We start from the raw sequence: 22,172 nt of genomic DNA, 5'->3' as shown, positions 1-22,172 counted from the left end.
CCGATGTGATCATCGATTCGGACACGTTTCAGGCAGAAAGAACGCTCGGCCTTGCGGGGTCCGGGGAGTTTTCGACCGTGCGCGCCCAGCCTGCACCACGGTCGCCGACGGTGTCTACGTGCTTTTCGGTGATTGCAAGAATGTCCTTCGCCGACTCCGCGCAGCTGTCGATTAATCAGAATTTCTCGTACCGGGCAACGATGGTGGGCAAACGCTCGATGTGATTTTTTCGCCGGGCGGCCTCACCCGAGCAGGCGGGCGTTCTGCCAGCCCCTGTCGAAGTAGCTCGGCCGGAACGTGTTTGCGCTCGACGTCCAGCGCACGAGTTGCGTATCGAACCGCACTGACACGAACGAGTCGGTGAGACCATCGGGACCGAGCAGCCGGACGTTGTTCCAGCCGCCCATGGTGAAACCGCCGGTCGCCCACCACGGCTCGGTCGGGTTGTGGTCCGAAAGGCGCCACGACCACAGCTCGCCGTTGGTCTTGATTTCGACGAATTGCTTGACTGCCACTCCGGCGATCTGCCGCGCGTTCTGCCAGCCGTACCCCTCGATTCCCCCGTAGGCGAAACCGTTCCCGTCCCGGCGCCAGACGACGAGATTGCCCCTGTTGTCGACCTCGACGAAATCGGGTATCCCGTCATAGGTCGCGTCACCGACCCCGGCGATGAGCCGCGCGTTCTGCCACCCGCCCATCACGCTGCCGAGGAAGGTCAACGTGTTCGCCCCGCCCGTGAGGTCGACCTGCCACAGGCGAAGTGCGTCGCCTTTGACCTCGACGAAGGATCCGTCGGTGCCCAGGAGCGCGACCAGTGAGGTGCGGTCCCAGCCGCCGCCGATGCGATGGCCGGTGAAGGAACGGTCGGTTCGTTCGTAGTACCACAGCCAACCGTCGTCCCTGACTTCGAGGAATCCGGGTGGCTGGACGGCCGTGACCCGCGGGGACGCCGCACGGCCCGCGGCGACGGCGTTCGCCGGGACTCCGGGCAGCAGCGCCAGCAAGGCGCTGACGAGCAGTGCGGTGAGGCCGAGGATGCGGTGTCTTCTTCCTTTGCCGGAGGTCATTCGAGGGTCTCCTCTCGTTCGCTTTCCGGATCGGTGCCGCCGAGATCCATGCGGAACGGCGGGTAGGCGTCAGTCATGAACGCGGCGTAGGCGACCACCCGCAACACCCACCGGTTCATCCCGAGCACGAAGTCGAACACGCCGCGTGGATAACGCCCGGTGCACAACAGGGTTACCGCGGCGAACACCGCCAGCAGGCCGATCAGCCCGGCGACCGCGGCGGGGCTCACCCCCGTGCCCTCGTACCACCTTGTTCCCCATTCCGCGCCACCGGTGAAAAGGCCGATCACGAGGTAGTGCGGAATCGCGAGCAGCCACCACTTCACCAGTGCGAGACCACGGGAGAGCTGTTCGGGGTAGCTGATCGTCAGATGTGCCGGGTAGTCCGGTACCTCGGCGAGCGTGAAGGGGGGATAGCGGTCGGTGGCCAGCGCGCCGTACGCGTAGTAGTGCACGCGCCAGGTCCAGCGCAGGACGCCGACGTTGAATTCGAAGATCGGCCGGGGGTAGCGAGCGGTCACCAACACCGAAGCGAAAGCGACGAAGCTCGTCACCAGGAACGCCAGCCACAGCACCGCCAGAACCAGGTAATGCGGGATGATCAGCAGCCATTTGACCAACCATTGCCAGCGGGACGGGTCGACGTCCAGGGTCGCGTCGACCCGGACGGGGTACTTGGTGTCCTCTGTCATCGCGCTCACCTCCTGCGGCGCCCTTTCGGGTCGTCGCTCAGTCGCGGGCGTTCTCGATCCGGCTGACGAGGTTCGACGCCCAAAGCCGTGCCCGCGCGGCTTCTCCGTTCTTCAGCGGTCCCTGCGTCCCGGTGACGAAGAAGGTCTCGACAGCCACCACCCGGTAGCCGAGCCGTCGCAGCCGGGCAGCGGCCCTGCGCGCCGCCGAACCGGGCAACCAGCGCGGCTTGGCCAGCCGGGTGTCGAACGTGGCGGCGACTGCTCCGGAGCCGGCCGCGGGCAGCGTGTCCAGCCACTCGCGTACGCCATTCCCGTTGACGGCCTTGCCCGGTGCTTGCCGCGCAGCGTCTTCGCGGGTCCTCGGTCCAGGTAGCCCGAACGCGTGTGTCGGCGCTCCCACCACGAGCAGGTCGACGGGGTCGTCCGGCAGAGCGCTCATCGTGCCTGCCTCGGCGATGGTCGCCGATACGCCGGCACTTAGTCCGTCCACAACGGACTCGGCGATGTGTTCGGTGTTGCCGAACATCGACTCGTACACAACCAGCGCGTGCATGGTCTTCCCTTTCTCAGTCGGAAGAGGGCCATCGCGGCAGGTGATCGAAGGGCGACTCGGCTGGCGGAACGCGTCGGCTAGGTTCCGTCGTCGGGCAGGGTGTCCTCCGGCGGGTACACCCAGGTGATGCCCAGAGAGCCCAGTCCGCGGTGCACCAGGTCCTGTCGGATCTGGTGGGCCGTGCAACCCCCGTAGATCAGGTGGGTCAGGTGAATACCGCCCCGGCCGGGCTCCGGAGCGCCGACGAGGCTGAGCATGCCGTCGCCGTAGGAATAGTGCTCGACTCGTTCGTGCGCGGTGGCGTACTCCGCTTCTATCGCGGCTTCGTAGTCCTGGTGGCCGGCGTCGGTCAGCGTCGCGTACAGCTCGTCGACGAGGGCCTTGACCTGGGGAGGGTGATCGATGTGGTGGGTGATCAGAGTGCTCCGCCGCCAGCTCCCGTCCTCGCGCGCCTTCTCGGCCATGTCGCGTCCCATCGCCCGTTCCGTCGAATTCCAGTGCCACCTCTGCTCGACTGTCGCGCGAAGGAAGCGGACGCGATAGGGACTTTCGCGACGAACGCCAGCGACCGAGTGCTCTTTCCGGCCTTCGGCCAGATCGGGGACTCGCGACGGATACGGTCGCCGAGCAGGGGGATGGCCAGCGCTCCGGGAAAACAGGACCTCGGTCATGGTGACGATCGCGCCGGGGGAGTGTTCCGGCGCGACGCTGTTGTATACCGAGCACCATCCGCTGCGGTGAGCTCCAGCCGATCGCGCGGTCCGCGCTCGCGGCCAGCAGGCCAAGCCCGGCTCGGCGACGAGGACAGCGACCAGGAAGCGGAGTGCGACCAACGAAAGCTCCAGCCGACTGCGTCGATGGCCAGTTCTGTGCCGTACCGGGCGACCCGCGCGAACAGTGGGGACACCGTGCACTGTGCCGCAGTGGCTTGCACCACTGAGGGTCGCCGCGCTCAGCGCGAGCGCGATTCCGGCGTCGCTGGTCATGTCCGCACCGCGGTACGGCGGAAACACCGCACTGCCAACGGTGTACTCCGCTCCGCCACGACTACGGTCCGCCGGTAGTCGTGCGCGAGGACTGAAGGCCCTTCGATCGGCGACTGAAGTCCCGGCGAAAGCGGCACTCGGCTGAGCCGGGTGGGCATACAATTGCCGGTGCCCGGTTCGGCAGTGCCGCCGAGCCGGGCGGAGCCCCGCGCCCTGGACCCCGGTGCTGTTCCGTCGTCACAGTTTCGTTCCGGAAAGCCGAGGCGCTCCCATGCTTCCACGTGCCGCTCGGACCGCGTTGATCCTCTTCTGCTTCGTGTTCGGTGTCGTCGGCGTGGTCGCTTCCCCCGTGGAAGCGTTGATCTTCTGGGGCGTGCTGGGAGCGTCGGTGGGTGTCTGCGGATGGCTCGTCGCGGGTGACCTGCTCGCGATCCGGGCGCGCGCCGGCAAGGGGCTGTCCGGACCGCGGTGGGGTGCCATGATCGGGGGAGCCTGGATCGCGAGCTACTTGACGATCGTGGGATTGGTGACCGTCTTCGGCACGCTCGCGGCAGCCGCTGTCGTGGTCGTCATCGCGGCTTTCTGGTGCTACCAGCGGTTTTTCCGCCGCCGGACCGCGGCGTGCTCACCCGTCCCGCAAGCTTGCGTGCCACAGGAGGAGCCGGGCGTGGCCGACCTGTCCGACGACGACCTGTGCCTGGCGTGGCGGCGGAGCTATTTCGAACTGCAGAAGGCCGGTGATGAGAACACCCGGTACAGCGTCGTGGTGCGGCGGCAGGAGTACCTTGACGAGCTCGATCGCCGCAACCACAAGGGTTTCGCCCGCTGGTTGGCCAGCGGCGCCCGCGCGGGCGGGGACCCGCACCGCTACCTGGCCGCCGACGGATGAGCGGTTCCGGTCGCCGCACGCACTGCTCCGTCGTGGATACGACATCGAAGCCGACAGCCCGCAGTCGACAGGAGGTGGCCGGTGGCAGGACTCAGCCCGCTCGATGCGGTGTTTTTGGAGCTCGAAGACGGTGATCCGACCCTTTCGCTCTCGATCGCCTCGATCGCGGTACTGGAAGGGCCGCCGCCGCGGCAGTGTGAGTTCCTTGATGCGATGCTGGCCCGCCTTCGTTTCCTGCCGCACTACCGGCAGCGGATCCGCCGGGTGCCGTTCGGCCTCGGGCCGCCGGTCTGGGTCGAGGACGAGCGGTTCGACCTGGCCAAGCACCTCCACCGGATCGTCGCCACGGCTCCTGGGGACGAGAACGCGTTGTGCGAGGCCGTCGCATCGATCATGGCCGAGCGGCTGGACCGCTCGCGGCCGCTGTGGGAGACGTGGGTCGTGGACGGGCTGGCCGAGGGCCGCTGGGCCGTGCTGTCGAAGATCCACCACTGCCTCGCGGACGGGATCGCGGGCACCGCGCTGCTGGAGACGCTCCTTGCCACCGGTTCTCCCGACGGGCATCCCGCTCCCGCGGGCGCGGGCGACCCCGGCGCCTTCCCGCTGCTGCTGCGTTCCGTGCGGGACATGGTGGCGGGCCCCGTCGAACTCGTGCGGGCGCTCACCGGTGAACTCCGGCGACCGGCGCGGTTCGCCGGGCGGATCACCGACGCCGTGCGGGGGATCGCACAGCTGGCGAGGGCGTTGGCGCCGGCGACGCCGACCACGTTGACCGGTCCACTGGGCGTGGACCGGCGGTACGAACTCGCCCACGCCAGGATGCCTGATGTCCGGTCGATCGCCGCGGCATTCGGCGGCACCGTGAACGACGTCGTGCTCGCGGCGGTGACCGGCGCCTTCCGGGACCTGCTCCGCCGGCGTGGGGAAGTGCCCCGCACGGACTCGGTGCGCGCGCTCGTACCCGTCTCCGTCCGCAGCGCCACCGAAATGTCCGAAGTGGACAACCGGATTTCGCTGATGCTGCCGCGGTTACCGGTCGACCTGATGACCTCGTCGGCGCGGTTCGCCGCGGTTCAGCACCGGATGGCGGTGTTGAAGACCGGCGGGGAGGTTTTGGGAGGTTCCGCACTACTCGGGCTGGCCCGGTTCCTCCCCTTCGCGCCGGTGTCACTGGGGGTGCGCGTGGCGGCCGCTCTTCCCCAGCGCAGCGTCGCCGCTGTGGCCACCAACGTCCCCGGTCCGCACCGGGCGTTGTCCGTGCTGGGCAAACCGGTCGTGGACCTCTACCCCTACGTGCCGATCGCGATGTGCGTGCGGACCGGGATCGCGGTGTCGACCTACGGCGAGCGGATGACGTTCGGGATCACCACTGACCGCGACAGCTCGCCGGAGCCCGGTTTCCTCGGCAAGGCGGTCGAGCACGAACTGGCCGCGCTGCTCGCTTCGCGGTGACTCACGGGGTTCGCCGCCGCAGCGTAGCGGCACCGATCACGAGGACGAGGGTGGCACAGGCGGCGACGATCACGGTGTCCCGTACGAAAATGCCGTCGATGCCGGTGGAACGCGTGATCCGGTCGAGCGCGTCGACCGCGTAGGACAACGGCATCACATCCGACACCGCCGCCAGCAACCAGCCCATCTCGCCGCGCGGTACGAAGAGCCCGCAAAGGAGGATCTGGGGCAGGATGAACACCGGCATGAACTGCACCGCCTGGAACTCCGTGCGCGCGAGCGCGCTCACGCACAGGCCGAGCGCGACGCCGAGCAGCGCGTCCAGGACCGTGATCAGCAGCAGGCCCCAGAGCGGCCCGGACACGGTCAGCCCCAGCCACCACAGGGACACCCCGGCCGCGACCGCGACCTGGATTACCGCCAGCAGGCCGAACGCGAGTGCGTAGCCGCCGAGCAGGTCGAGCCTGCCGAGCGGCAGGGTCATCAGCCGTTCCAGCGTCCCCGAGGTCCGCTCCCGCAGCGTACTGACCGAAGTGAGCAGGAACATGATCGTGCACGGGAACACCCCGAGCAGCGCGGGAGCGACGGCCGTGAACCGCTGCTCGGAGTTCAGCACGTACCGCAGCAGAACCATCAGCACCGCGGGAAGCCCGAGCAGCAGTGCCACGGTCCGGGGGTCGTGCCTGAGCTGGGTGAGGATGCGACGCGCTGTCGCGAAGGTCATCGCCGCGTGGTTCAGGCGATCACCCCGCTTTCCTGATCAATCGCAGGAAAGCCTGTTCGAGGTCCTCGGTCTCGGTGCGACGCCGCAGCTCGCTCGGTGTCGCGGCTGCCAGCAGCGCGCCGTCGCGCATGAGGAGCAGCTGGTCGCAGCGGGCCGCTTCGTCCATGACGTGGCTGGAGACCAGCAGGGTGGTTCCCGCGGCGGCGCGAGCGCGGAACAGCCGCCACAGGTGTTCACGCAGTTCCGGATCGGCGCCGACGGTCGGTTCGTCCAGCACCAGCAACGCGGGCTCACCGAGCAAGGCGGCGGCGAGATTGGCACGGGCGCGTTGACCACCCGACAGTCTGCCCACCAACGTCCTGGCGGAACCTTCGAGGCCCACATCGGCTAGCACCCGGTCCACAGAGGACGGACCGCTGCCGAGCACGGTGGCGAAGTAGCGCAACGCCTCGCTCACCGTGAGGTCGGCGTAGAGCGCGGGGTCTTGCGTCGCGTAACCGATACGACGCCGCAGTTCGCCGTCACCGGCGGGGCGGCCGAGGACCGTGACGGTTCCGCCCGCCACCACCTGCACCCCGACGATCGACCGCAGCAACGTGGTCTTGCCGCAGCCGTTCGGACCGAGGAGCCCGGTGATCGTGCCCCGCGCGACCTCGAAGCCGATCCCGCGCACGACCGCGCGACCACCGCGAACCACCCGCAGACGATCGACCACGACCGCGGGCGGGTCGGCACTGCCCTGCGCCATGGCACCACTCCCGTCTCCTCCGGGCCAGTGAACTTCCTCCAGGAACTGCGGCGATGCGGACGAAGGACACCGATGTATCCGGACCAGGCCGGGACAAGTGATGACCTGCTGCTCTACCCGAACGCGCACTTCCCTGCTTGAAGGCCGCCGCTGGATTGGTCCGCGGGAGGGCGGGCCGGATGTGGGCGGGGCATGATGGGGGCGTGGCTCACCGCGTGTTGCTCGCCGATGACGACCGGCCGATCCGGGAGTCGCTGGTGCGCGCGCTGGAACTGGAGGGGTACCGGGTCAGCGAGGTCGGCGACGGTGTCGAGGCCCTGGCGTTGGCACGGCAGGAAGAGTTCGACGTCCTGATCGTGGACGTGATGATGCCCGGGGTGGACGGGCTGGGCGTGTGCCGCGTCCTGCGGGCGGACGGTGATCGCACGCCGGTGCTGATGTTGACCGCGCGCATGGAAACGGCCGACCGGGTGGCGGGGCTGGACGCGGGCGCGGACGACTACCTGTCGAAACCGTTCGAGCTGGACGAACTGCTGGCGCGGTTGCGGGCGCTGTTGCGGCGCGGCGCCGTGCCACAGGACGCGGGGCAGCGCGTGGCACGGCTGGGCAGCCTGTCGGTGGACTCCGGCGCTCGGCGGGTGTGGTGGCTCGACACCGAGGTGGAGCTGTCGAAAACAGAGTTCGACCTCTTGGAGCTGTTGGTGCGCAACGCCGGGATCGTGCTCGACCGCGGCACCATCCACCAGCGCATCTGGGGCTACGAATTCGGTCCGGAGTCGAAGAACCTGGCCGTCTACATCGGATACCTGCGGCGGAAGCTGGACAAGGCGGGCGCCGGGCAGGTGATCCACACCGTTCGCGGGGTCGGCTACACGGCGCGGCCGCGGTGAACCTCCGGAGCAAGCTCGCGATCGCGTTCGCCGTCATCGGTGGCGGGGCGGCCGTTCTGGTCGGTGTGCTGAGCTATCAGACCGCTTCGCACCGGATCGGCGCGGAGCTGGATCGATCGTTGCGGACGTCGGCGGGCGAGGTCGCGGCCGGTGCCGTGCAGGTGCTGGCGCCGAACGAACTGACCCGCGGTCCCCACGACGACGACCACGACGAGGCACGGCCCATGGCCGCGCAGGTGATCGCACCCGACGGCGTGGTGCGGCACCTCGGCGGGCGGCCGATCGCGTTCCCGGTAGCACCGGGTGACCGCGCGCTCGCCGCGGCCACCACGGGGCAGAGCTTCGCGGACGTCACGGTGGGTCGTGACGACTACCGGGTGCTGACGGTCGTGCTCGGTGGCGGCAGGGGCGCACTGCAGTTGGGGATCGACGTCGACGAGACGAGGCACGTGCTCGACGACCTGGCGGTGCGGATCACCGCGGTCAGCGTCGCGGTACTGCTGGCCGCGGCCTCGGCCGGGTGGCTGATCGCGCGGCAGATCACGCGTCGGCTGGTGCGGTTGACCAGGGTGACCGAAGAGGTGAGCGCGGGAAGCCGGTTCGACGTGGCGGTTCCCACCGAGGGAAAGGACGAAGTGGCTAGGTTGGCGGCGTCGTTCGACGCGATGCTCGCTCGCCTGGCGGACTCCAGGGCGGATCAGGAGCGGTTGGTCCAGGACGTTGCCCACGAACTGCGAACCCCGCTGACCAGCCTGCGCACCAACGCCAGCGTGTTGAAGCGATTCGAAGAGCTGTCACCGGACGACCGCCGGAGGCTGCTGGCCGACTTCGACGGGGAGACGCGCGAGCTGACAAACCTGGTCACCGAGCTGGTCGAACTCGCCACCCAGCGGTACGACGACGAGGAGACCGAACCCGTCGTGCTCGCGGACGTGGCCGCGTGGGCCGCGGAGCGCGCCCGGCGCCGATCCGGACGGCCGGTGGTGGTCGACGCCGACCGCACCGAGGTCTCCGGCCGGCCGAAGGGGTTGCGGCGGGCCGTGTCGAACCTGCTGGAGAACGCGATGAAGTTCGATCCCGGCACCGACGCGGTAGAGGTCCGGGTCCGGGGCGGCCGGATCGCGGTGCTCGACCGCGGGCCCGGTATCCCAGCCGGGGAGGAGGTGCGCGTGTTCGATCGCTTCCACCGCGCGGCGAGCGCTCGTTCGCTCCCGGGCTCCGGGTTGGGGCTGGCCATCGTGCGAGAGGTCGCTCTGGCCCACGGTGGCAGCGTTTTCGCGGAACAACGCGACGGCGGGGGCGCGATGGTGGGATTCACCGTCGGTGGAGTCTTACCTGATTCACACCTTGATCGAACCGGCGCCTAACCGAGCTCGGCCACAGTGGCGGTCACACACCGTCACCGCCAGGAGAAGTCGAGGTCCGCCCAGCACGAGTGGTAGCTGGTCCGCGCTCGACGAATCCCACCACCGAGCGAAGGAACTTCCGTGACCACCGTCAACGGCTTGCCCGCGCACATCCTGCTCGTCCACGCGATCGTCGTGCTGCTCCCGGTCGCGGCACTGCTGCTCGTGCTCACCGCCTCCTGGCCCGCGGCACGTCGAAAACTGGCCGGTGCCAACGCGATCCTCTCCTTGCTGGTGGTCCTTCTCGTGCCGATCACCACCGACGCGGGGGAGTGGCTCGAACGTCGAGTTCCCTCCACTCCGCTCGTGCACGCGCACACCGAACTCGGCGATACGGCTATCTGGGCAGCGATCCCGGTCGCCGTGCTCGCGCTCGTCGTGTGGTGGCGCGGCCGTGAAGCGGCGGCCACCACCGCCGCGCTCAGCGAAGAACACTCCAGCTCGCAAGAAACGGGCGGTACCGCACTCGCTGTGCGTCCCGCCGTGGCACGCCGCACTCTTCTGGCTCCGCAGTCCACTGTGGTCACGATCGTCGTGGTGGTGCTGTGCGTGCTCGCCGCGGGGGCCGCTTGCTACGACATCGTCCGCATCGGCGACTCGGGTGCGCAAGCGACCTGGCAAGGCCAGTTCAGCACGACGCCACTACCCCGCAATCGGTGAACGACCGCTGATGGCGTGGTCACCATCGGCTCGGTGACAAGCTCGGCCCGGCCGCTCCGGTGCGGGCGCATTAGTGATCTTTTTGAGCACGATCGGGTCACGCGGCTGCTACAAAGGTTCACACGGCGTGATTGGCAGTAACGTGCGGCTCTCATCGCTCGATGCGCTCGACGAACGGCGGAACTAGGTCGTCTGCGGACCGCTTCCCAACAGGCTGATCATGAGGAAACCGAACTTGCGCGGGCAGTCGACGACACCACCCACAGGGCCGTCAGCCCGTTCCTTAGCCAACGCGACGATCTGATGCGTCAACAACAGGTCGCAGCCGCCAACCTGGAGCGTGCACGAGCCACGAATCAAGATGCTCGACAGCCTGGACCGTCGTGGTACAGCGGTCACACGACTCGAAAACGCCCTTGAGGTTCTGCGTCGGGAACTGCGAGAAGCCAGCCTTTGTCGACAGCAACCTCGTCCCATACATGCGAGGCTCGAGCTACATCCACGCTTCATCAGGCGGGCGGACCTTGATTTCGCTTGCCTGGATCCTGGCGATCTTCGAGATCGCATGGGAGACCGGCAGCGCTCACCCTGGCTTCCTCATGATCGACAGCCCCCAGAAGAACCTTGGGCAAGGCGGTGACCGTGACGCCGAGTTCGCCGACAGTGTCGCCGTCGCTGACTTCTATCACCATTACACGATTGGTTGGCTGGTCCTGGTCAAGGTGCTCAGATCCTCGTCGTGGACAACGCCCCGCCAGCATCAGCCGACGATGACATCGTCGTCCGCTTCTCGCGGCGAGCTGATCAACCACCGTACGGACTGATCGAGGACGAAGTCACCTGAGTCGAGCCACGTCGACGAGGCCAAGCGTTGGTGCGTCATCAGCTTGTGGAACGAGACGCGAGGTGTCCGGTGTCTCGCCATTTTCGGAGGATTCGGCGTCCGTAGGTGTGTGTTCCGGCGATGCGGTCGAGGTCGGCGCCGGTGGGGTTTCGGCCTTGTGCGTGTTCGGTGAGGTAGAAGGCCCACATGCGTTGTTCAGCAGTCGGCGGTCCGGCGGGTGTAGTGGCTTCGGGGGAGGCCTTGTCGAGCGGAGTCGCGTCTTCGGGTTCGGTTGCTGGCGTGCTGATGGTGTTGGTCGGGGAGTCGGCGTGGTGGTGTTTGAGGGCGCGGTTGAGGAGTTCGACGGCGAGCAGAGCGCGAGGGGTGGGCAGGCGGCGACGGTGATGGCGAGGGGGTTGTGGGTGGGTGCGGCGGCGATGTTGGCGCAGAGGGAGAGGCTGATGCCGAGGGAGAAGGCGAGCCAAGCTGTCCAGCGGCCGGTGCGGTGTCTGGTTTCGGTTTTCCAGAGTTCGATGGTGGCCATGAGGAGGAGGCCGTCGACGATGACGGCGGCCCCGGGCGTACAACTCGCCACGGCGGTCATCGATCCGCCGCGCTTTCAGGCGCAGGATCGCGATTTTCGTGAGTACCACATCACCAGCTCGTGCAATGGTTCCGAAAGCGCCGTCCTCAAGGGCGCCCGATACTGGGGAGCCGACTCGCTGCGCAGGTCCGAATCCAGCGGCACGCCCGTGGAATGCACGAACAGTGAATTCAAGTGCGGTGACGTCACGGCTGTCGGCTGCAACTGGGGCAGGGGCGAGCGGATTCTCCTGTATCTCGGCGGGGTCAAGGACCAGGCGCTGCTCGCCGCACACGAGTTCGGCCACGACTGGTACAACTTCGCCGATCAGGTCGGCATGCCGCCCAAGACCGTCGCCCGGATGCCCCGGCTTCACCACGCGGCGCATCTGCTCAACACCTGGCCCCGGCGACCACTCGCCGATATCGCGGAGTTCTGCGGCTACGCCGACCAAGCCCATTTCAACCGGGACGCCCACAAGCTCGCCGGGTGCACGCTCAGCGAGCTGCGGATCCCCCACGTGGGTCATCGGGCGCCGAGGAGAGCGGTGGGAGCTGTTTCTTGGTAAGTGCCCGTGTTTCCCGGCCCAGTGACGAAAGAGCTGATCGTGTCGTTGGCCGTTCGCGATCCCGCACCGGTGGCAGGGTGTAGCTCGGGATCGGATCACGTTACTTGTCCGGTGCTGCTCGTCGCCGGTCACGAGACCACCGGCAATCTGCTGTCCAACGGCCTGCTCGCGCTCCTGCGCCACCCCGGCGAACTGGGCAGGCTGCGCGCCGATCCCGGCCTGGCGTCCGCCGCGGTCGAGGAGGCGCTGCGCGTCGACGCGCCGGTGCAGCTGGTCGGCAGGGTGGCGAAGGAAGCGCACACGGTCGCCGGGATGGAGCTGCCCGCCCGCGCCTGGGTCGTCCTGCTCGCCGGCGCGGCCAACCGCGATCCCGCGCGGTTCCCCGATCCCGACCGGTTCACACTCGACCGGGCGAACGCGCCGCACCTGGCGTTCTCGCTCGGCCCGCATTCATGGTTGTCGGGTTCGAGTCCTACTCCGGCTGACGGCAGAAGCGCGCCCGGTCCGGTTCGCGAGACTCCCGGCTCGGGACTCCCGTGTTTCGACCACGTTCCGGGGTGATTTGGTTAGCTGGGGAGTGTGGAACTGCGTCAACTTCGCTACTTCGTGGCGGTGGCCGAAGAACTGCACTTCGGGCGTGCCGCCGAACGGCTGGTGATCGTGCAGTCGGCGGTGAGCCAGCAGGTGCGGCGACTTGAGCGAGAGCTGGGGACCGATCTGTTCGACCGGTCGCTGCGGCGGGTTCGGCTGACCGAGGCGGGGCAGCGGTTCCTCCCGGCGGCGCGGGAGGTGCTGGCGGCCGAGCGACGGGCGCACGCGGTGGTGGCCGAGTTCGCGGACGCGCGCGGTGCCCGGTTACGGGTGGGCACCAGCACGGGGATGGGGGAGCGACTGGACCAGGTGCTCGAGGTGCTGGCGGGTCATGCCCCCGATCTGCGGGTCGAGTTGGCTTCGGCACCTACGGTGGTGCGCTTGGAGCAGGTGGCCCGCGGGGAATTGGATGCCGCCTTTGCGCGCGGCGTGGAGGAAGGGCCCGAGGAGGTGCGGCTCGTTCCGGTCTGGCTGGATCGGCTTCTCGTGGCGCTTCCCGCTCGGCACCCGCTGGCGCGGCAGTCCGAAGTGGACCTCGCCGAGTTGGCCGGTCTGCCGTTGTACCTGACGGCGCGGCGCGACAATCCACCCCTGGTGGACCTCGTCATGGGCGCATGCCGGGACGCCGGTTTCGAGCCTGTGCCCGGCCCGCAGCGCAGTTCCCTGCAAGACACTCTGGCGGCGCTGGGGGCGGGCACCCCCGGCTGGAGCGTGGTGTACGCGGCGCACGCCGCGCAACTGGCCACCGAGCGGGTCGCCTTCCGGGCAGTGCGCGGGCCCGGCGGCGCGGGGTCCCCGCTGGTACTGCCGACCGCGCTCGCCGTCCACCGCTCCGAACCTCCGGCCCACCTCGGCGAGTTCCTGAAAGCCTGCCGTGTCGTCGGCGCGAACGATCGTGAATCGTGAACGCAGCGTGCGCGAAGCGGTCTTGATTCCCGATGCCCGCCCGGCAGCTCGGGCAGGGTGGGATTCTGCTCGCGGGCGACGCCGTCGCAGAGCCGGTACAGGTTCGCGATCCATTCGGTGTACGGCACGGTGTCCAGCGCGCTGCCGGGCTGCGACAGGATCGCGTTGCTGCGGCGGATACGTGTGCCCGTACGTACTTCAGCGGATGCGCTCGGCATCCTCCGTTCACCAGTGTTGGCCCCGCTCGGTCCCGGACGGAGGAGGCGGAAGATGCGGTTGCGCGTGCTGGGTGCGGTCGTCGGGCTGTTCGCCGCGGTAGTGGCCCCGCTGGCCGGTTCCGCGGGTTCGGTGGGCACGGCCGCGCCGTTGATTGTCGGGGGCAACCCGGCCTCGGAGGACTATTCCTTCTACACCAAGCTGTTCGAGAACGGGGCGTTCAGTTGCGGCGCGGTGCTGGTCGCGCCCGAATGGCTGGCCACGGCGAAACACTGCGTCACCCGCAGGCACCCGGACTCGGTGCGCGTGGGCGGCACCAGCCTCGGCGCCGGTGAGCCGATCCCGGTCGAGCAGCTCGTACCGGGCCCCGGTGGCGAGGACGAGGTGTTCGGGGCGGACTTCGCCCTGATCAAGCTGGCCGAACCGGCGAAATCGGCCCCGATCACCATCACCGCGGCGCCGCTGGAGCCCGGCCTGCCGATCCGCGTCATCGGGCACGGCCAGACGTGCGCCGCGCGCGCCTGCGGCCCGCCGCCGGAGCAACTGCAGGAACTGGACACGACACTGGTGACGGGGTGCCGGCGGTTCCACGCGGACTCCGAGCTGTGCGTGGGCGATCCCAGCGGCAAGGGCATCTGCTACGGCGACTCCGGCGGACCGCTGGTGACCGAAGTGGACGGTCGATGGGAGCTGGGCGGCACTACCAGCCGCCTCGGTGGGCTGAGCTCCACCTGCGCCGAAGCGCCGTCGGTGTACAACAAGGTGCCCTACTACCGGCAGTGGATCGAGGCGCACACCGGCCCGCTGCCGTGACACCGAACGAGCAGGCACGCGACCGGAAATTTCGGCGTCCGCGCCGAGGACTCGACATCGGAGGCAAGATGAACCACGGGGAACGGTGGCAGGGCGGGCTGGCCGCGGCCGCTGTCACGATCGCGGCGGCCGGGGCGATCCTGGCCGGTACGCAGGCGCGGGAGGGGATCGCGCGATCCGCCGAGGCCGCCGTTCCCGCGCCGGGGTGCGAGAAGAGCGCGGCGCCCGCGCAGCCCGTGCTCGACAAGGTGCGTACGGCGAGTCTCGATGTTCCAACGGCGCCCTTCGGAGTGGTCTACGGCCCCAAGGGCGGCCAGGCGTTCGTCGCGTTGGGACCGGAGATCGGCGTGCTGACCGGCGGCTTCCCGCCGAAGCTCGAGCGCAGGGTCGCGTTGCCGAAGGGGAGTCTTGGCGAGAGCGGCGCGACGGGGCTCGCGGTCACCCACGACGGCCAGCACCTGCTCGTCGCCACCGGCACCGGCGCGATCGTGCTGGACGCGGGCAAACTGGCGAGCGGGGGAGCGAACCCGGTGCTGGGCACGCTCACCGGGACCGCGGGGTCCAGCGCCGTTCAGGTGAGCGTTTCGCCGGATGATCGGTTCGCCTTCGTCAGCCAGGAATACGGCAACGAGCAGACCGGAAACCGGGGCGCGGTCGAGGTGTTCGACTTGGCCAAAGCGCTCCACAGTGGATTCGGTGCGGGCAGCTACGTCGGGCACATCGTGCTGGGGAGGTCGGTGGTCGGCACCGCGCTCTCCCCGGACGGCAAGCGGCTCTACGCGACGAGCGAAGTCGCCCCCGGCGGCGAGCAGGGCCAGCTCAGCGTGCTCGATGTCGGCGAACTGGAGTCCAGCCCCGGCACCGCGCTGCTGGGTGCCGTGTCCGCGAGCTGCCAGCCGGTGCGCGTCGCGGCCGCGCCGGACGGGCGCACCGTGTGGGTCACCGCCCGCGGCAGCAACGCCCTGCTCGCCTTCGACGCCGGGAAGCTCACCACCGATCCCGCACACGCGCGGCGGGCGTCCGTCCAGGTCGGCACCGCTCCCGTCGGGCTCACCATGACCGCGGACGGCGAACGGGTCGTGACCGCGGATTCCAACCGGTTCCAGGCGCCTGGCGCGAGTACCGGTCTGTCCGTTGTGGACACTCAAGCCGCGCTGGCCGGACGTCCCGCACTGGGGCGCATCCCCACCGGCGCCTTTCCCCGCGAACTGGCACTGAGCCCGGACGGCCGCACCGTGCTCGCCGCCAACGCCGGCGCCAAGAAGGTCCAAGCGGTGGATACCGCGACCCTGCCCTGAACCCGGCGTGCCGTCTCGGCCGCGGAGAAGATCGGCGCTGAGCCTGGCCGAGGATCTCTACGGGGACCCGGACGTGGCCGCGCTGGAGGCGTTCTGCCACCTGGGTCCTCGGCCGCCGGCACTGACCGGAATCGGCGCGCCGCTACTCCCGGGTCCGGCCCGCCACCCAGCTCGCGATCTGCGCGCGGTTCCCGAGTTCCAGCTTGCCGAGGATGTGCCCGACGTGCGTGTCCACGGTCCGCCGGGAGATCACCAGCTTGGCGGCGATGTCCCGGTTGGTCAGGCCCTCGGCGACCAGGGCCGCGACCTCCGCCTCGCGGGCGGTGAGGGCGGGCGGGGTCTCGGCGGTTTCCGGCGGTGCCGAGGAAGGCTCGCCGAGTGCGTAGCGCATGGCCTCGCCGGTCGGCAGCGCGCGCCCGATGGCGAACGCCCTGTCGAACCGGGTTTCGCCGAGTTCGGCGCGGGTGTTGGTGATGTGCTTGCGATGCGGCCGGGCCACGGCGAAGTCCGCGGTGGTGCCGATCCGGGCCCAGACGGTTTCCGCGACGCCGAACAGGGTCGCGGCGCGCTCGTGCTCGCCGCGCCGGTCGGCCACCCAGGCCAGGGTGTCCGCGCGGTAGGCCATGCCGTGCTGGTCGCCGATGTCCAGGTCCAGCCGCAGCGCCGCGGTGGCCGCGTCGTCCGCGGCGGCGACCTCGCCGTGTTCGACCTCGACGATCGCGCGGCCGAACAACGCCATCGCCTGGTAGAAGGCGCCGCCGTGGTCGACCGCCAGGTCGTGCATCCGGCGCAGCGACCGGCGGGCGGCGGTCGGTTCCCGGTCGCGGTGGGCGACCGCGACACCGTGGATGAACAGTGGATGGAGCTCGTCCCGCACCAGACCGTGGGCGCGGAACACCGCGGCGGCCTCCTCCGCGGGCTCGACCGCTTCGTCCACCACGGAGAGCAGGGCGGCGAAGCTGCGCAGGTACGGGACCTTGGCGCGCAGCACCTCGTCGGCGTTCGCCTCGGCCACCGCCCCGATCTCCGCCAGCAGGGGCTCGGTCCGGTCGAGGCCGCCCTGCCAGATCGTGTACACGGCGCAGGCGCACAGCGCCCGCCCGCGATCGGGATGATCGGGCGGCGTCGCGGCGAGGGTGCGGGTGAGCCAGGTTCGCGCCTCCCCGGCGAGGCCCCGCACCATCCAGTATTCGAAGGGCCGGGCGGCGATCCGCAGCGCCGCGCCCTCCTCGCCCGGTTCGCTCAGCGACCAGCCCAGCGCCGCGCGCAGGTTCGCGTGGTCGCGGCGCAGGCGGTCGATCCAGTACCGCTGCCGGTCGCCCGCCCACTCCAGGTCCGCCCGCACCGCGAGCTGGTCGAACCAGCCGCTGTGCAGCCGCGCGACCCGCTCGCGATCGCCGGACCGCGCCAGGTGTTCCTGGCCGTACTCGCGCAGTGATTCCAGCATCCGGTAGTGGGCCGGATCGTCGTGCTGGTCGCGGATCAGGACGGACTTGTCCACCAGCCCGTCGACCAGGTCGAGCACCGTGTCCGTGCCGAGCGCGGCGTCGGCGCACACGTGCGTCGCGGCCTCCAGGTCGAACGATCCGGCGAAGACCGAAGTCCTGGCCCACACCGCCTGCTCGGCCTCCGAACAGAGCTCGAAGCTCCAGTCGATCGTGTCGCGCAGCGTCTGCTGCCGCCGCGGCGCGGCCCGGCGGCCGGAGGTCAGCAGGGTGAACCGGGTGGTGAGCCGGTCGAGGATCTGGGCGGGGGACAGCGCGCGGATCCTGGCCGCGGCGAGCTCGATGGCCAGCGGCAACCCGTCGAGCCGGCGGCACAGCTCGGTGAGCGTGGTCTCCACGTCCTGCCCGTCGAGGGCACCGGACCAGATCGCCGTGGCGCGGTCCTTGAACAGGTGCACCGCGTCGGCGATCGGCAGCGGCGGCACCGGCTGCACGTGCTCGCCGGCCACGGTCAGCGACTGCCTGCTGGTGGCCAGCAGCACGACCCGGGGGCAGCCGTCCAGCACGGCGGCGGCGAACTCCGCGCAGGCGTCGATGAGGTGCTCGCAGTTGTCGAGCACCAGGAGCAGCGAGCGGTCGCGAAGGTGCTCGATCACCTGCCGTGCGGCCGGAAGGCCGGACAGGTCGTGCAGGCCGAGCCGATCCGCCACCAGGTTCGCCACCAGCGCGCCGTCGCGCAGCTGAGCCAGTTCCACGAACACGACGCCGTCGGCGAAGGCGCGTTCCGCGTCCCGCGCGACCCGGGTGGCGAGCCTGGTCTTGCCCACCCCGCCGGGACCGGTCAACGTCACCAGCCGCGCGGTGCCGAGCAGACGGCGCACGTCCGCGCCTTCACCGCGCCGTCCGACGTAACTGGCCGGTTCGGCACGCGGCGGCGCGGCGGCCGCGCGGTCGAGGCCGCCACCGCGACGAAGTGGGGTGGACAGGCTCACCACCTCGCAATCTGGGATTCGCGCCGACCGAGCAAGACCGTAACGCGTTGGTGATCACAGTGCGAGCCGTCACCCAGCCCGAGCCGGCGGTGGCCGGGCATACGTACTCCGGTACGGCGTTTTACCGATTTACGGGACACGGTCCGTCGGACACTTTGATCACACACCGGTTCGGACTCATTCGGAAAAGCGCAATCCACAAAGGAGTTGCTGGTCGTCCGGTGCGGAGGTCGGCGATGACGCACCCACTGCCCGAAAGCGCGCTGCACCCGATGGCGGGGTCCGCCGATGCGATGGTCCAGCTCGCCAGGTACCTGCCGTCGCTGACCGACGTGGTGATCACCGGGATGAGGCGCGCCCTCCCGGAATACGCCGCCGCGCTGGATCGCGAGTGGGCCAGGGAATGCGCCGCCGGGACGGTGCACCGGGTGCCGCGCCGCACCGGCGACGGCGCCGAGGCGTGGTCCGCGTGGGTGCGCCGGTTCCGGTGGATGGGTGCCGCCGCCTTCGCCGGTGGCCGCGGCCTGCTGCCGCTGTACCGCTCGTACTGGGCCGGTGGCAGGGCGGCCGTGCGGTACCTGTACGCGCTGGTGCGGCGGAACGCGCTCTCCGGTGCGGTGGCACGAGCCTGCGCGGACACCGTGTTCGCCGTCGTGGACGAGATTTCCGCCGAGTCCGCCAGGGGCTACGCGGCCGCGCGGGCGAGCGGTGCCCACGGGCGTGCGCGCGGACGGAAGCTCCTGCTGCACCGCATCCTGTCCGGTGGGCCGGACGTGGCGCGTTCGCTGCACACGATGGCCGCGGCCGCGGAGTGGCCGCTGCCTGAACGAGTCGCCGCGGTGGCCGTGGAACCGGGTTGGCACCCGGACGCCGGAGAGCCGTGGGCCGACGCGCTCACCGACCTCGACGGCCCGGAACCGTGTCTGCTCCTCCCCGGCGCACCCGGCGACCTACCGGAGTTCGAAGGCGCACGGACCGTTGTCGGCCCGTCGGTACCGCTGGACCGGGCGGCCGATTCGCTGCACCTGGCGCGCCGGACCCTGCACCTCGTGCGGCAGGGCGCCTTGCCGGACCGCCCGGTCACCCGGTGCGACGACCATCTGATCCGGCTTTGGCTCCTCGCCGACGAGGAGCTCGCCGCGTTGACCGCGTCCCATGCCCTCGAACCGCTGGCCGCACTCACCGCCAAACAACGGATCGCCTTGAGCACGACGCTCCTGGCCTGGCTCGGCACCGGAGGCAACGTCGGTGAGGTGGCGCGACGGCTCGGTGCGCACCCGGCGACCGTCCGCAACCGGTTGCGGCGCCTCAGAGAGCTCTTCGGCGACCGGCTGGCCGATCCGGACGCCCGGTTCACCCTCGAGATCGCCCTGTGCGCGGACGAGCGGGCAACGCTCTGTCCACATGCGACTTCCCAGGCGACGTGCTCGACCTGATCGCGAGCGAACGGGAGGAGGTTTCGGTGCGGCCGGAGAACATCGGGCGTCCATGCGGTGCCGATCCGGCGGGAGCACCCGCCGGACTCGACGAGCGGCGCGAGCGGTCGGCGCTGGCGAACGCCTTCGACGCTTACCGGGAATGCTTCGGCTGGACCATCGCCGTCGACGGGCGGAGGCGTCGCGTCGTGGTGAGGACGGGCGGCGGGATGTCCGCGGGGCATCAGCCTCGCACCAGGGCTTCGGCATGCGGGGACATGCTGGATCTCGTGTCCTGCGAGTAGGCGTGCATTCTGTCCATTGTCCGTCGCCGCGGCGATGTTCGACCTGACGACTGCCTGACGATCCGCGCTGGCTGCGTAGCCATGCGCGGTTGCCGTCACCGCGCGTACCGCACGATGTGCGGGCTGATCCGAAACCTGACGATCACCTTGCGATCGCCGCCGGTTCGTAGCGCCGCCCTTTCTCTCGTTGTAGGCAAGTGTTGTCAATGGCAACGGTTGTGGTGCGAGGCGGCGGGGACGATGGCACGGCGCAGGCGGTACTTCGGGCGGGTCGATCCGTTCTGCTTCGCCGCGGTGGTGCCGTTGTTGTTCGCGGCGGGGTTGTTCGCGGTGGCGGAGTCCCGGGTCGTGTGCGCGATCTGCGTGGTGCTCGCCGGGCTGCTCCTGGTGTTCGATTCCTGGGTGAACCGGCCGGAGCCGCCGCCGGTGCGGCGCCGGGCGGTGCGCCCGCGGGGGTGAGGCCGCGTCGTGGATCGCCGAAGAGGTCAGCCGACGTGCAGGACGCGGGTGAGCCGGTGGCTGGCGAGGCGGTGCAGCATTTCGCCGAGCGCTTCGGGCACGATTTGGCCGTCGAGGTCGTGTCGTGCGCCGCGGACGATGTCACGGACCCAGCCCTCGGAGAGCCTGCCGCCGAATTCCCGGGTCAGCGTGATGGTGACCTGGTCGACGACCTCGCGCTGTGCTTGGCTGTCCGGTGTCATGTCGCTCCCCGTGTTCGGTTTCGGCCGCACAGCCCATTATCCGCCGTCCCGGCGCGGCTCGACCTGAAGACTGGCTGACGATCCCGGGGTGGCCGCCAGCGGGATCGTGACCACGAAACGCGCGCCGCCGTCTGGCCGGTCGGTCACCCGTACCTCACCGCCGTGCCACCGGACGTGTTCGGCCACGATCGCCAGGCCGAGTCCGGCGCCGGTGTCCGCGCTGCGGCGCCCGGAGTGAGCGCCGCGGGCGAAGCGCTCGAAGATCCGTTCCCGCAGCGGTTCGGGGACACCGGGACCGTTGTCGTCGACTTCGATCACCGCGTTGCCGTCGTGAGTGGACAGTCCTGTTCGGACAGCGCCGCCACCGTAGCGGTCGGCGTTGTCCAGCAGGTTCGCCACGATCCGGTCCAGGCGCCTGCTGTCGCCGAAGACGAGCACGGGTGCCGGTTCGGCAGCGACCGGGACCGGGTCGCGCCGGCCGCGCTCGGCGACGGTCCGTATCACCTCGGCGAGGTCGACCACGTCCCGGTTCTGCTCGCCGTTGCCCTCGGAACTGGAGATCTCCAGCAGGTCGACCACCATGTGCTGGAACCGGTCGAGTTCGGCGAGCAGCAGGCGCAGCGCCTGCCGGGCGGGCTCGGGAAGGCTTTCCTCGCGGCGGGCGAGTATCTGCGCCACGTTGACCATGGTGGTCAGCGGTGAGCGCAGCTCGTGGCTCACGTCGGCGGCGAACCGGATGTCGCGCCGCACCCGCTGTTCCAGCGCTTCGGCGGTGGTGTTGAAGCTCGCGGCCAGCGGGGCGAGATCGGGGTCGGCCTGTTCCGGCAGGCGCGCGGAGAGATCGCCACCGGCCACTTTGGACGCCGCGGCGGTGAGCGTGGTCAACGGCCGCAGCGCGCGTTTACCCGCCCACGCCCCGAGCGCGACGCCGAACACCGCGGCGGCCGCGGTGCCGGACACCAGGACGATCTTGAGGTAGCGGAAGGTCCGCTCCAGCTCCAGCAGCGGATACAGTTCGACGTAGACACCTTGCCCTTCGCCTACGCGCATCGCGACGGCGAGCACCGGGATCCCGCTGACCGTGAGGCGCTGACGGGCCGAGGACCCGGCGCGGGCGGTGTCGACGAGCGGACGCGGGATCGCGGTGGTGTCGACGGGGCGGCCGCTGCTGAGCCAGCCGTCCGGCCTGGACAGCAGGATCGTCGAGTCCGGGCCGGTGGTGAGCCCGGTCAGCAGCTCGTCGAGCGCGCCCGAGTGCGCGGCGATGGCGTTGCCCACCAGCCGCACGTTCGTCTCGGCCTGCCTGGTCGCGCTCTGCTCGCGCTGGCCGAGCATATAGCCGGTGGCCAGGTGCCAGGTCGCCACCGCGAGCGCGCTGGCCATCAGCGCGAGGCCGAGCCCGAACGCGGCGGAGACCCTGGAGCGCAGCGGCAACCGGGACAGCCGCAC

22 protein-coding genes and 1 pseudogene are annotated in these 22,172 nt (G+C 70.0%); 14 read left to right on the top strand and 9 right to left on the bottom strand.

The features are described from left to right. Positions 1-242: 242 nt before the first annotated feature. The 4 genes and pseudogenes from HUW46_RS06605 to HUW46_RS06590 form a co-directional block, all read right to left on the bottom strand. Entirely contained in the window at positions 243-1,067 is an 825-nt protein-coding gene (locus HUW46_RS06605) for a hypothetical protein (protein ID WP_215546433.1), read from the bottom strand. 26 nt (positions 1,068-1,093) lie between these two features. Beyond that, positions 1,094-1,759 (bottom strand): annotated as a pseudogene (locus HUW46_RS06600) (DUF4389 domain-containing protein); the annotation flags it as partial. A 37-nt stretch (positions 1,760-1,796) separates the two neighbouring features. Next, positions 1,797-2,312, bottom strand: a complete 516-nt coding sequence (locus HUW46_RS06595) for a flavodoxin family protein (protein WP_215546431.1) — start codon at positions 2,310-2,312, stop codon at positions 1,797-1,799. Between the two features lie 77 nt (positions 2,313-2,389). Beyond that, positions 2,390-2,788 carry a hypothetical protein gene (locus HUW46_RS06590; RefSeq protein WP_215546430.1) on the bottom strand — a complete coding sequence of 133 codons (399 nt, stop codon included), beginning with the start codon at positions 2,786-2,788 and terminating at the stop codon, positions 2,390-2,392. Between the two features lie 781 nt (positions 2,789-3,569). On the opposite strand from HUW46_RS06590, the gene HUW46_RS06585 reads away from it, so the two are divergent. Next, positions 3,570-4,187, top strand: coding sequence for a hypothetical protein (locus tag HUW46_RS06585; protein WP_215546429.1), 618 nt, complete (start codon positions 3,570-3,572; stop codon positions 4,185-4,187). Between the two features lie 81 nt (positions 4,188-4,268). Further along, positions 4,269-5,639, top strand: a complete 1,371-nt coding sequence (locus tag HUW46_RS06580) for a wax ester/triacylglycerol synthase family O-acyltransferase (protein ID WP_215546428.1) — start codon at positions 4,269-4,271, stop codon at positions 5,637-5,639. A gap of 1 nt (position 5,640) precedes the next feature. Here the strand turns inward: HUW46_RS06580 and HUW46_RS06575 are convergent, their stop codons facing one another. Beyond that, complete coding sequence (locus HUW46_RS06575) at positions 5,641-6,363, bottom strand: ABC transporter permease (protein WP_215546427.1); 723 nt, start codon at positions 6,361-6,363, stop codon at positions 5,641-5,643. Positions 6,364-6,382: 19 nt separating this feature from the next. Continuing rightward, positions 6,383-7,111: an ABC transporter ATP-binding protein gene (locus HUW46_RS06570; RefSeq protein ID WP_215546426.1), complete on the bottom strand. Its 729-nt coding sequence runs from the start codon at positions 7,109-7,111 to the stop codon at positions 6,383-6,385. Between the two features lie 179 nt (positions 7,112-7,290). On the opposite strand from HUW46_RS06570, the gene HUW46_RS06565 reads away from it, so the two are divergent. From HUW46_RS06565 to HUW46_RS06525, 9 genes are all read left to right on the top strand, one after another. Beyond that, entirely contained in the window at positions 7,291-8,001 is a 711-nt protein-coding gene (locus HUW46_RS06565) for a response regulator transcription factor (protein ID WP_305860102.1), read from the top strand. Beyond that, complete coding sequence (locus tag HUW46_RS06560) at positions 7,998-9,368, top strand: sensor histidine kinase (RefSeq protein WP_215546424.1); 1,371 nt, start codon at positions 7,998-8,000, stop codon at positions 9,366-9,368. The genes HUW46_RS06565 and HUW46_RS06560 overlap by 4 nt, the downstream gene beginning before the upstream one ends. Before the next feature lie 120 nt (positions 9,369-9,488). Further along, complete coding sequence (locus HUW46_RS06555; RefSeq protein ID WP_215546423.1) at positions 9,489-10,067, top strand: hypothetical protein; 579 nt, start codon at positions 9,489-9,491, stop codon at positions 10,065-10,067. Between the two features lie 479 nt (positions 10,068-10,546). After that, entirely contained in the window at positions 10,547-10,891 is a 345-nt protein-coding gene (locus tag HUW46_RS06550) for a hypothetical protein (RefSeq protein WP_215546422.1), read from the top strand. A gap of 328 nt (positions 10,892-11,219) precedes the next feature. Further along, entirely contained in the window at positions 11,220-12,041 is an 822-nt protein-coding gene (locus HUW46_RS06545) for a helix-turn-helix domain-containing protein (RefSeq protein WP_215546421.1), read from the top strand. 111 nt (positions 12,042-12,152) lie between these two features. Further along, complete coding sequence (locus HUW46_RS06540) at positions 12,153-12,602, top strand: cytochrome P450 (protein WP_215546420.1); 450 nt, start codon at positions 12,153-12,155, stop codon at positions 12,600-12,602. A gap of 18 nt (positions 12,603-12,620) precedes the next feature. Then, positions 12,621-13,538 carry a LysR substrate-binding domain-containing protein gene (locus HUW46_RS06535; RefSeq protein WP_215546419.1) on the top strand — a complete coding sequence of 306 codons (918 nt, stop codon included), beginning with the start codon at positions 12,621-12,623 and terminating at the stop codon, positions 13,536-13,538. A gap of 270 nt (positions 13,539-13,808) precedes the next feature. Beyond that, a complete protein-coding gene (locus HUW46_RS06530; protein ID WP_215546418.1) occupies positions 13,809-14,567 on the top strand; it encodes a S1 family peptidase in 759 nt (252 codons plus the stop codon). Between the two features lie 68 nt (positions 14,568-14,635). Beyond that, entirely contained in the window at positions 14,636-15,865 is a 1,230-nt protein-coding gene (locus HUW46_RS06525; protein ID WP_215546417.1) for a YncE family protein, read from the top strand. 142 nt (positions 15,866-16,007) lie between these two features. Here HUW46_RS06525 and HUW46_RS06520 read toward each other — a convergent pair whose 3' ends face one another. After that, the gene (locus tag HUW46_RS06520) at positions 16,008-18,302 is read right to left on the bottom strand and encodes an ATP-binding protein (protein WP_254125873.1); all 2,295 of its coding nucleotides are present in this window, start codon (positions 18,300-18,302) and stop codon (positions 16,008-16,010) included. A gap of 236 nt (positions 18,303-18,538) precedes the next feature. On the opposite strand from HUW46_RS06520, the gene HUW46_RS06515 reads away from it, so the two are divergent. From HUW46_RS06515 to HUW46_RS06505, 3 genes are all read left to right on the top strand, one after another. Then, the gene (locus tag HUW46_RS06515) at positions 18,539-19,738 is read left to right on the top strand and encodes a helix-turn-helix domain-containing protein (protein ID WP_215546416.1); all 1,200 of its coding nucleotides are present in this window, start codon (positions 18,539-18,541) and stop codon (positions 19,736-19,738) included. Continuing rightward, positions 19,726-20,022 carry a hypothetical protein gene (locus tag HUW46_RS06510; RefSeq protein ID WP_215546415.1) on the top strand — a complete coding sequence of 99 codons (297 nt, stop codon included), beginning with the start codon at positions 19,726-19,728 and terminating at the stop codon, positions 20,020-20,022. Before HUW46_RS06515 ends, HUW46_RS06510 begins: the two co-directional genes overlap by 13 nt. Positions 20,023-20,262: 240 nt before the next feature. Then, positions 20,263-20,481, top strand: coding sequence for a hypothetical protein (locus HUW46_RS06505; RefSeq protein ID WP_215546414.1), 219 nt, complete (start codon positions 20,263-20,265; stop codon positions 20,479-20,481). Positions 20,482-20,507: 26 nt separating this feature from the next. On the opposite strand, the gene HUW46_RS06500 is transcribed toward HUW46_RS06505, so the two are convergent. Then, complete coding sequence (locus tag HUW46_RS06500; protein WP_215546413.1) at positions 20,508-20,723, bottom strand: hypothetical protein; 216 nt, start codon at positions 20,721-20,723, stop codon at positions 20,508-20,510. Positions 20,724-20,759: 36 nt separating this feature from the next. After that, on the bottom strand, positions 20,760-22,172 hold the full coding sequence (locus HUW46_RS06495; RefSeq protein ID WP_254125872.1) for a HAMP domain-containing sensor histidine kinase: 1,413 nt from the start codon (positions 22,170-22,172) through the stop codon (positions 20,760-20,762).

Source organism: Amycolatopsis sp. CA-230715 (assembly GCF_018736145.1).
Classification (GTDB): Bacteria; Actinomycetota; Actinomycetes; order Mycobacteriales; family Pseudonocardiaceae; genus Amycolatopsis.
This window is presented reverse-complemented; position numbering and strand designations above follow the sequence as displayed.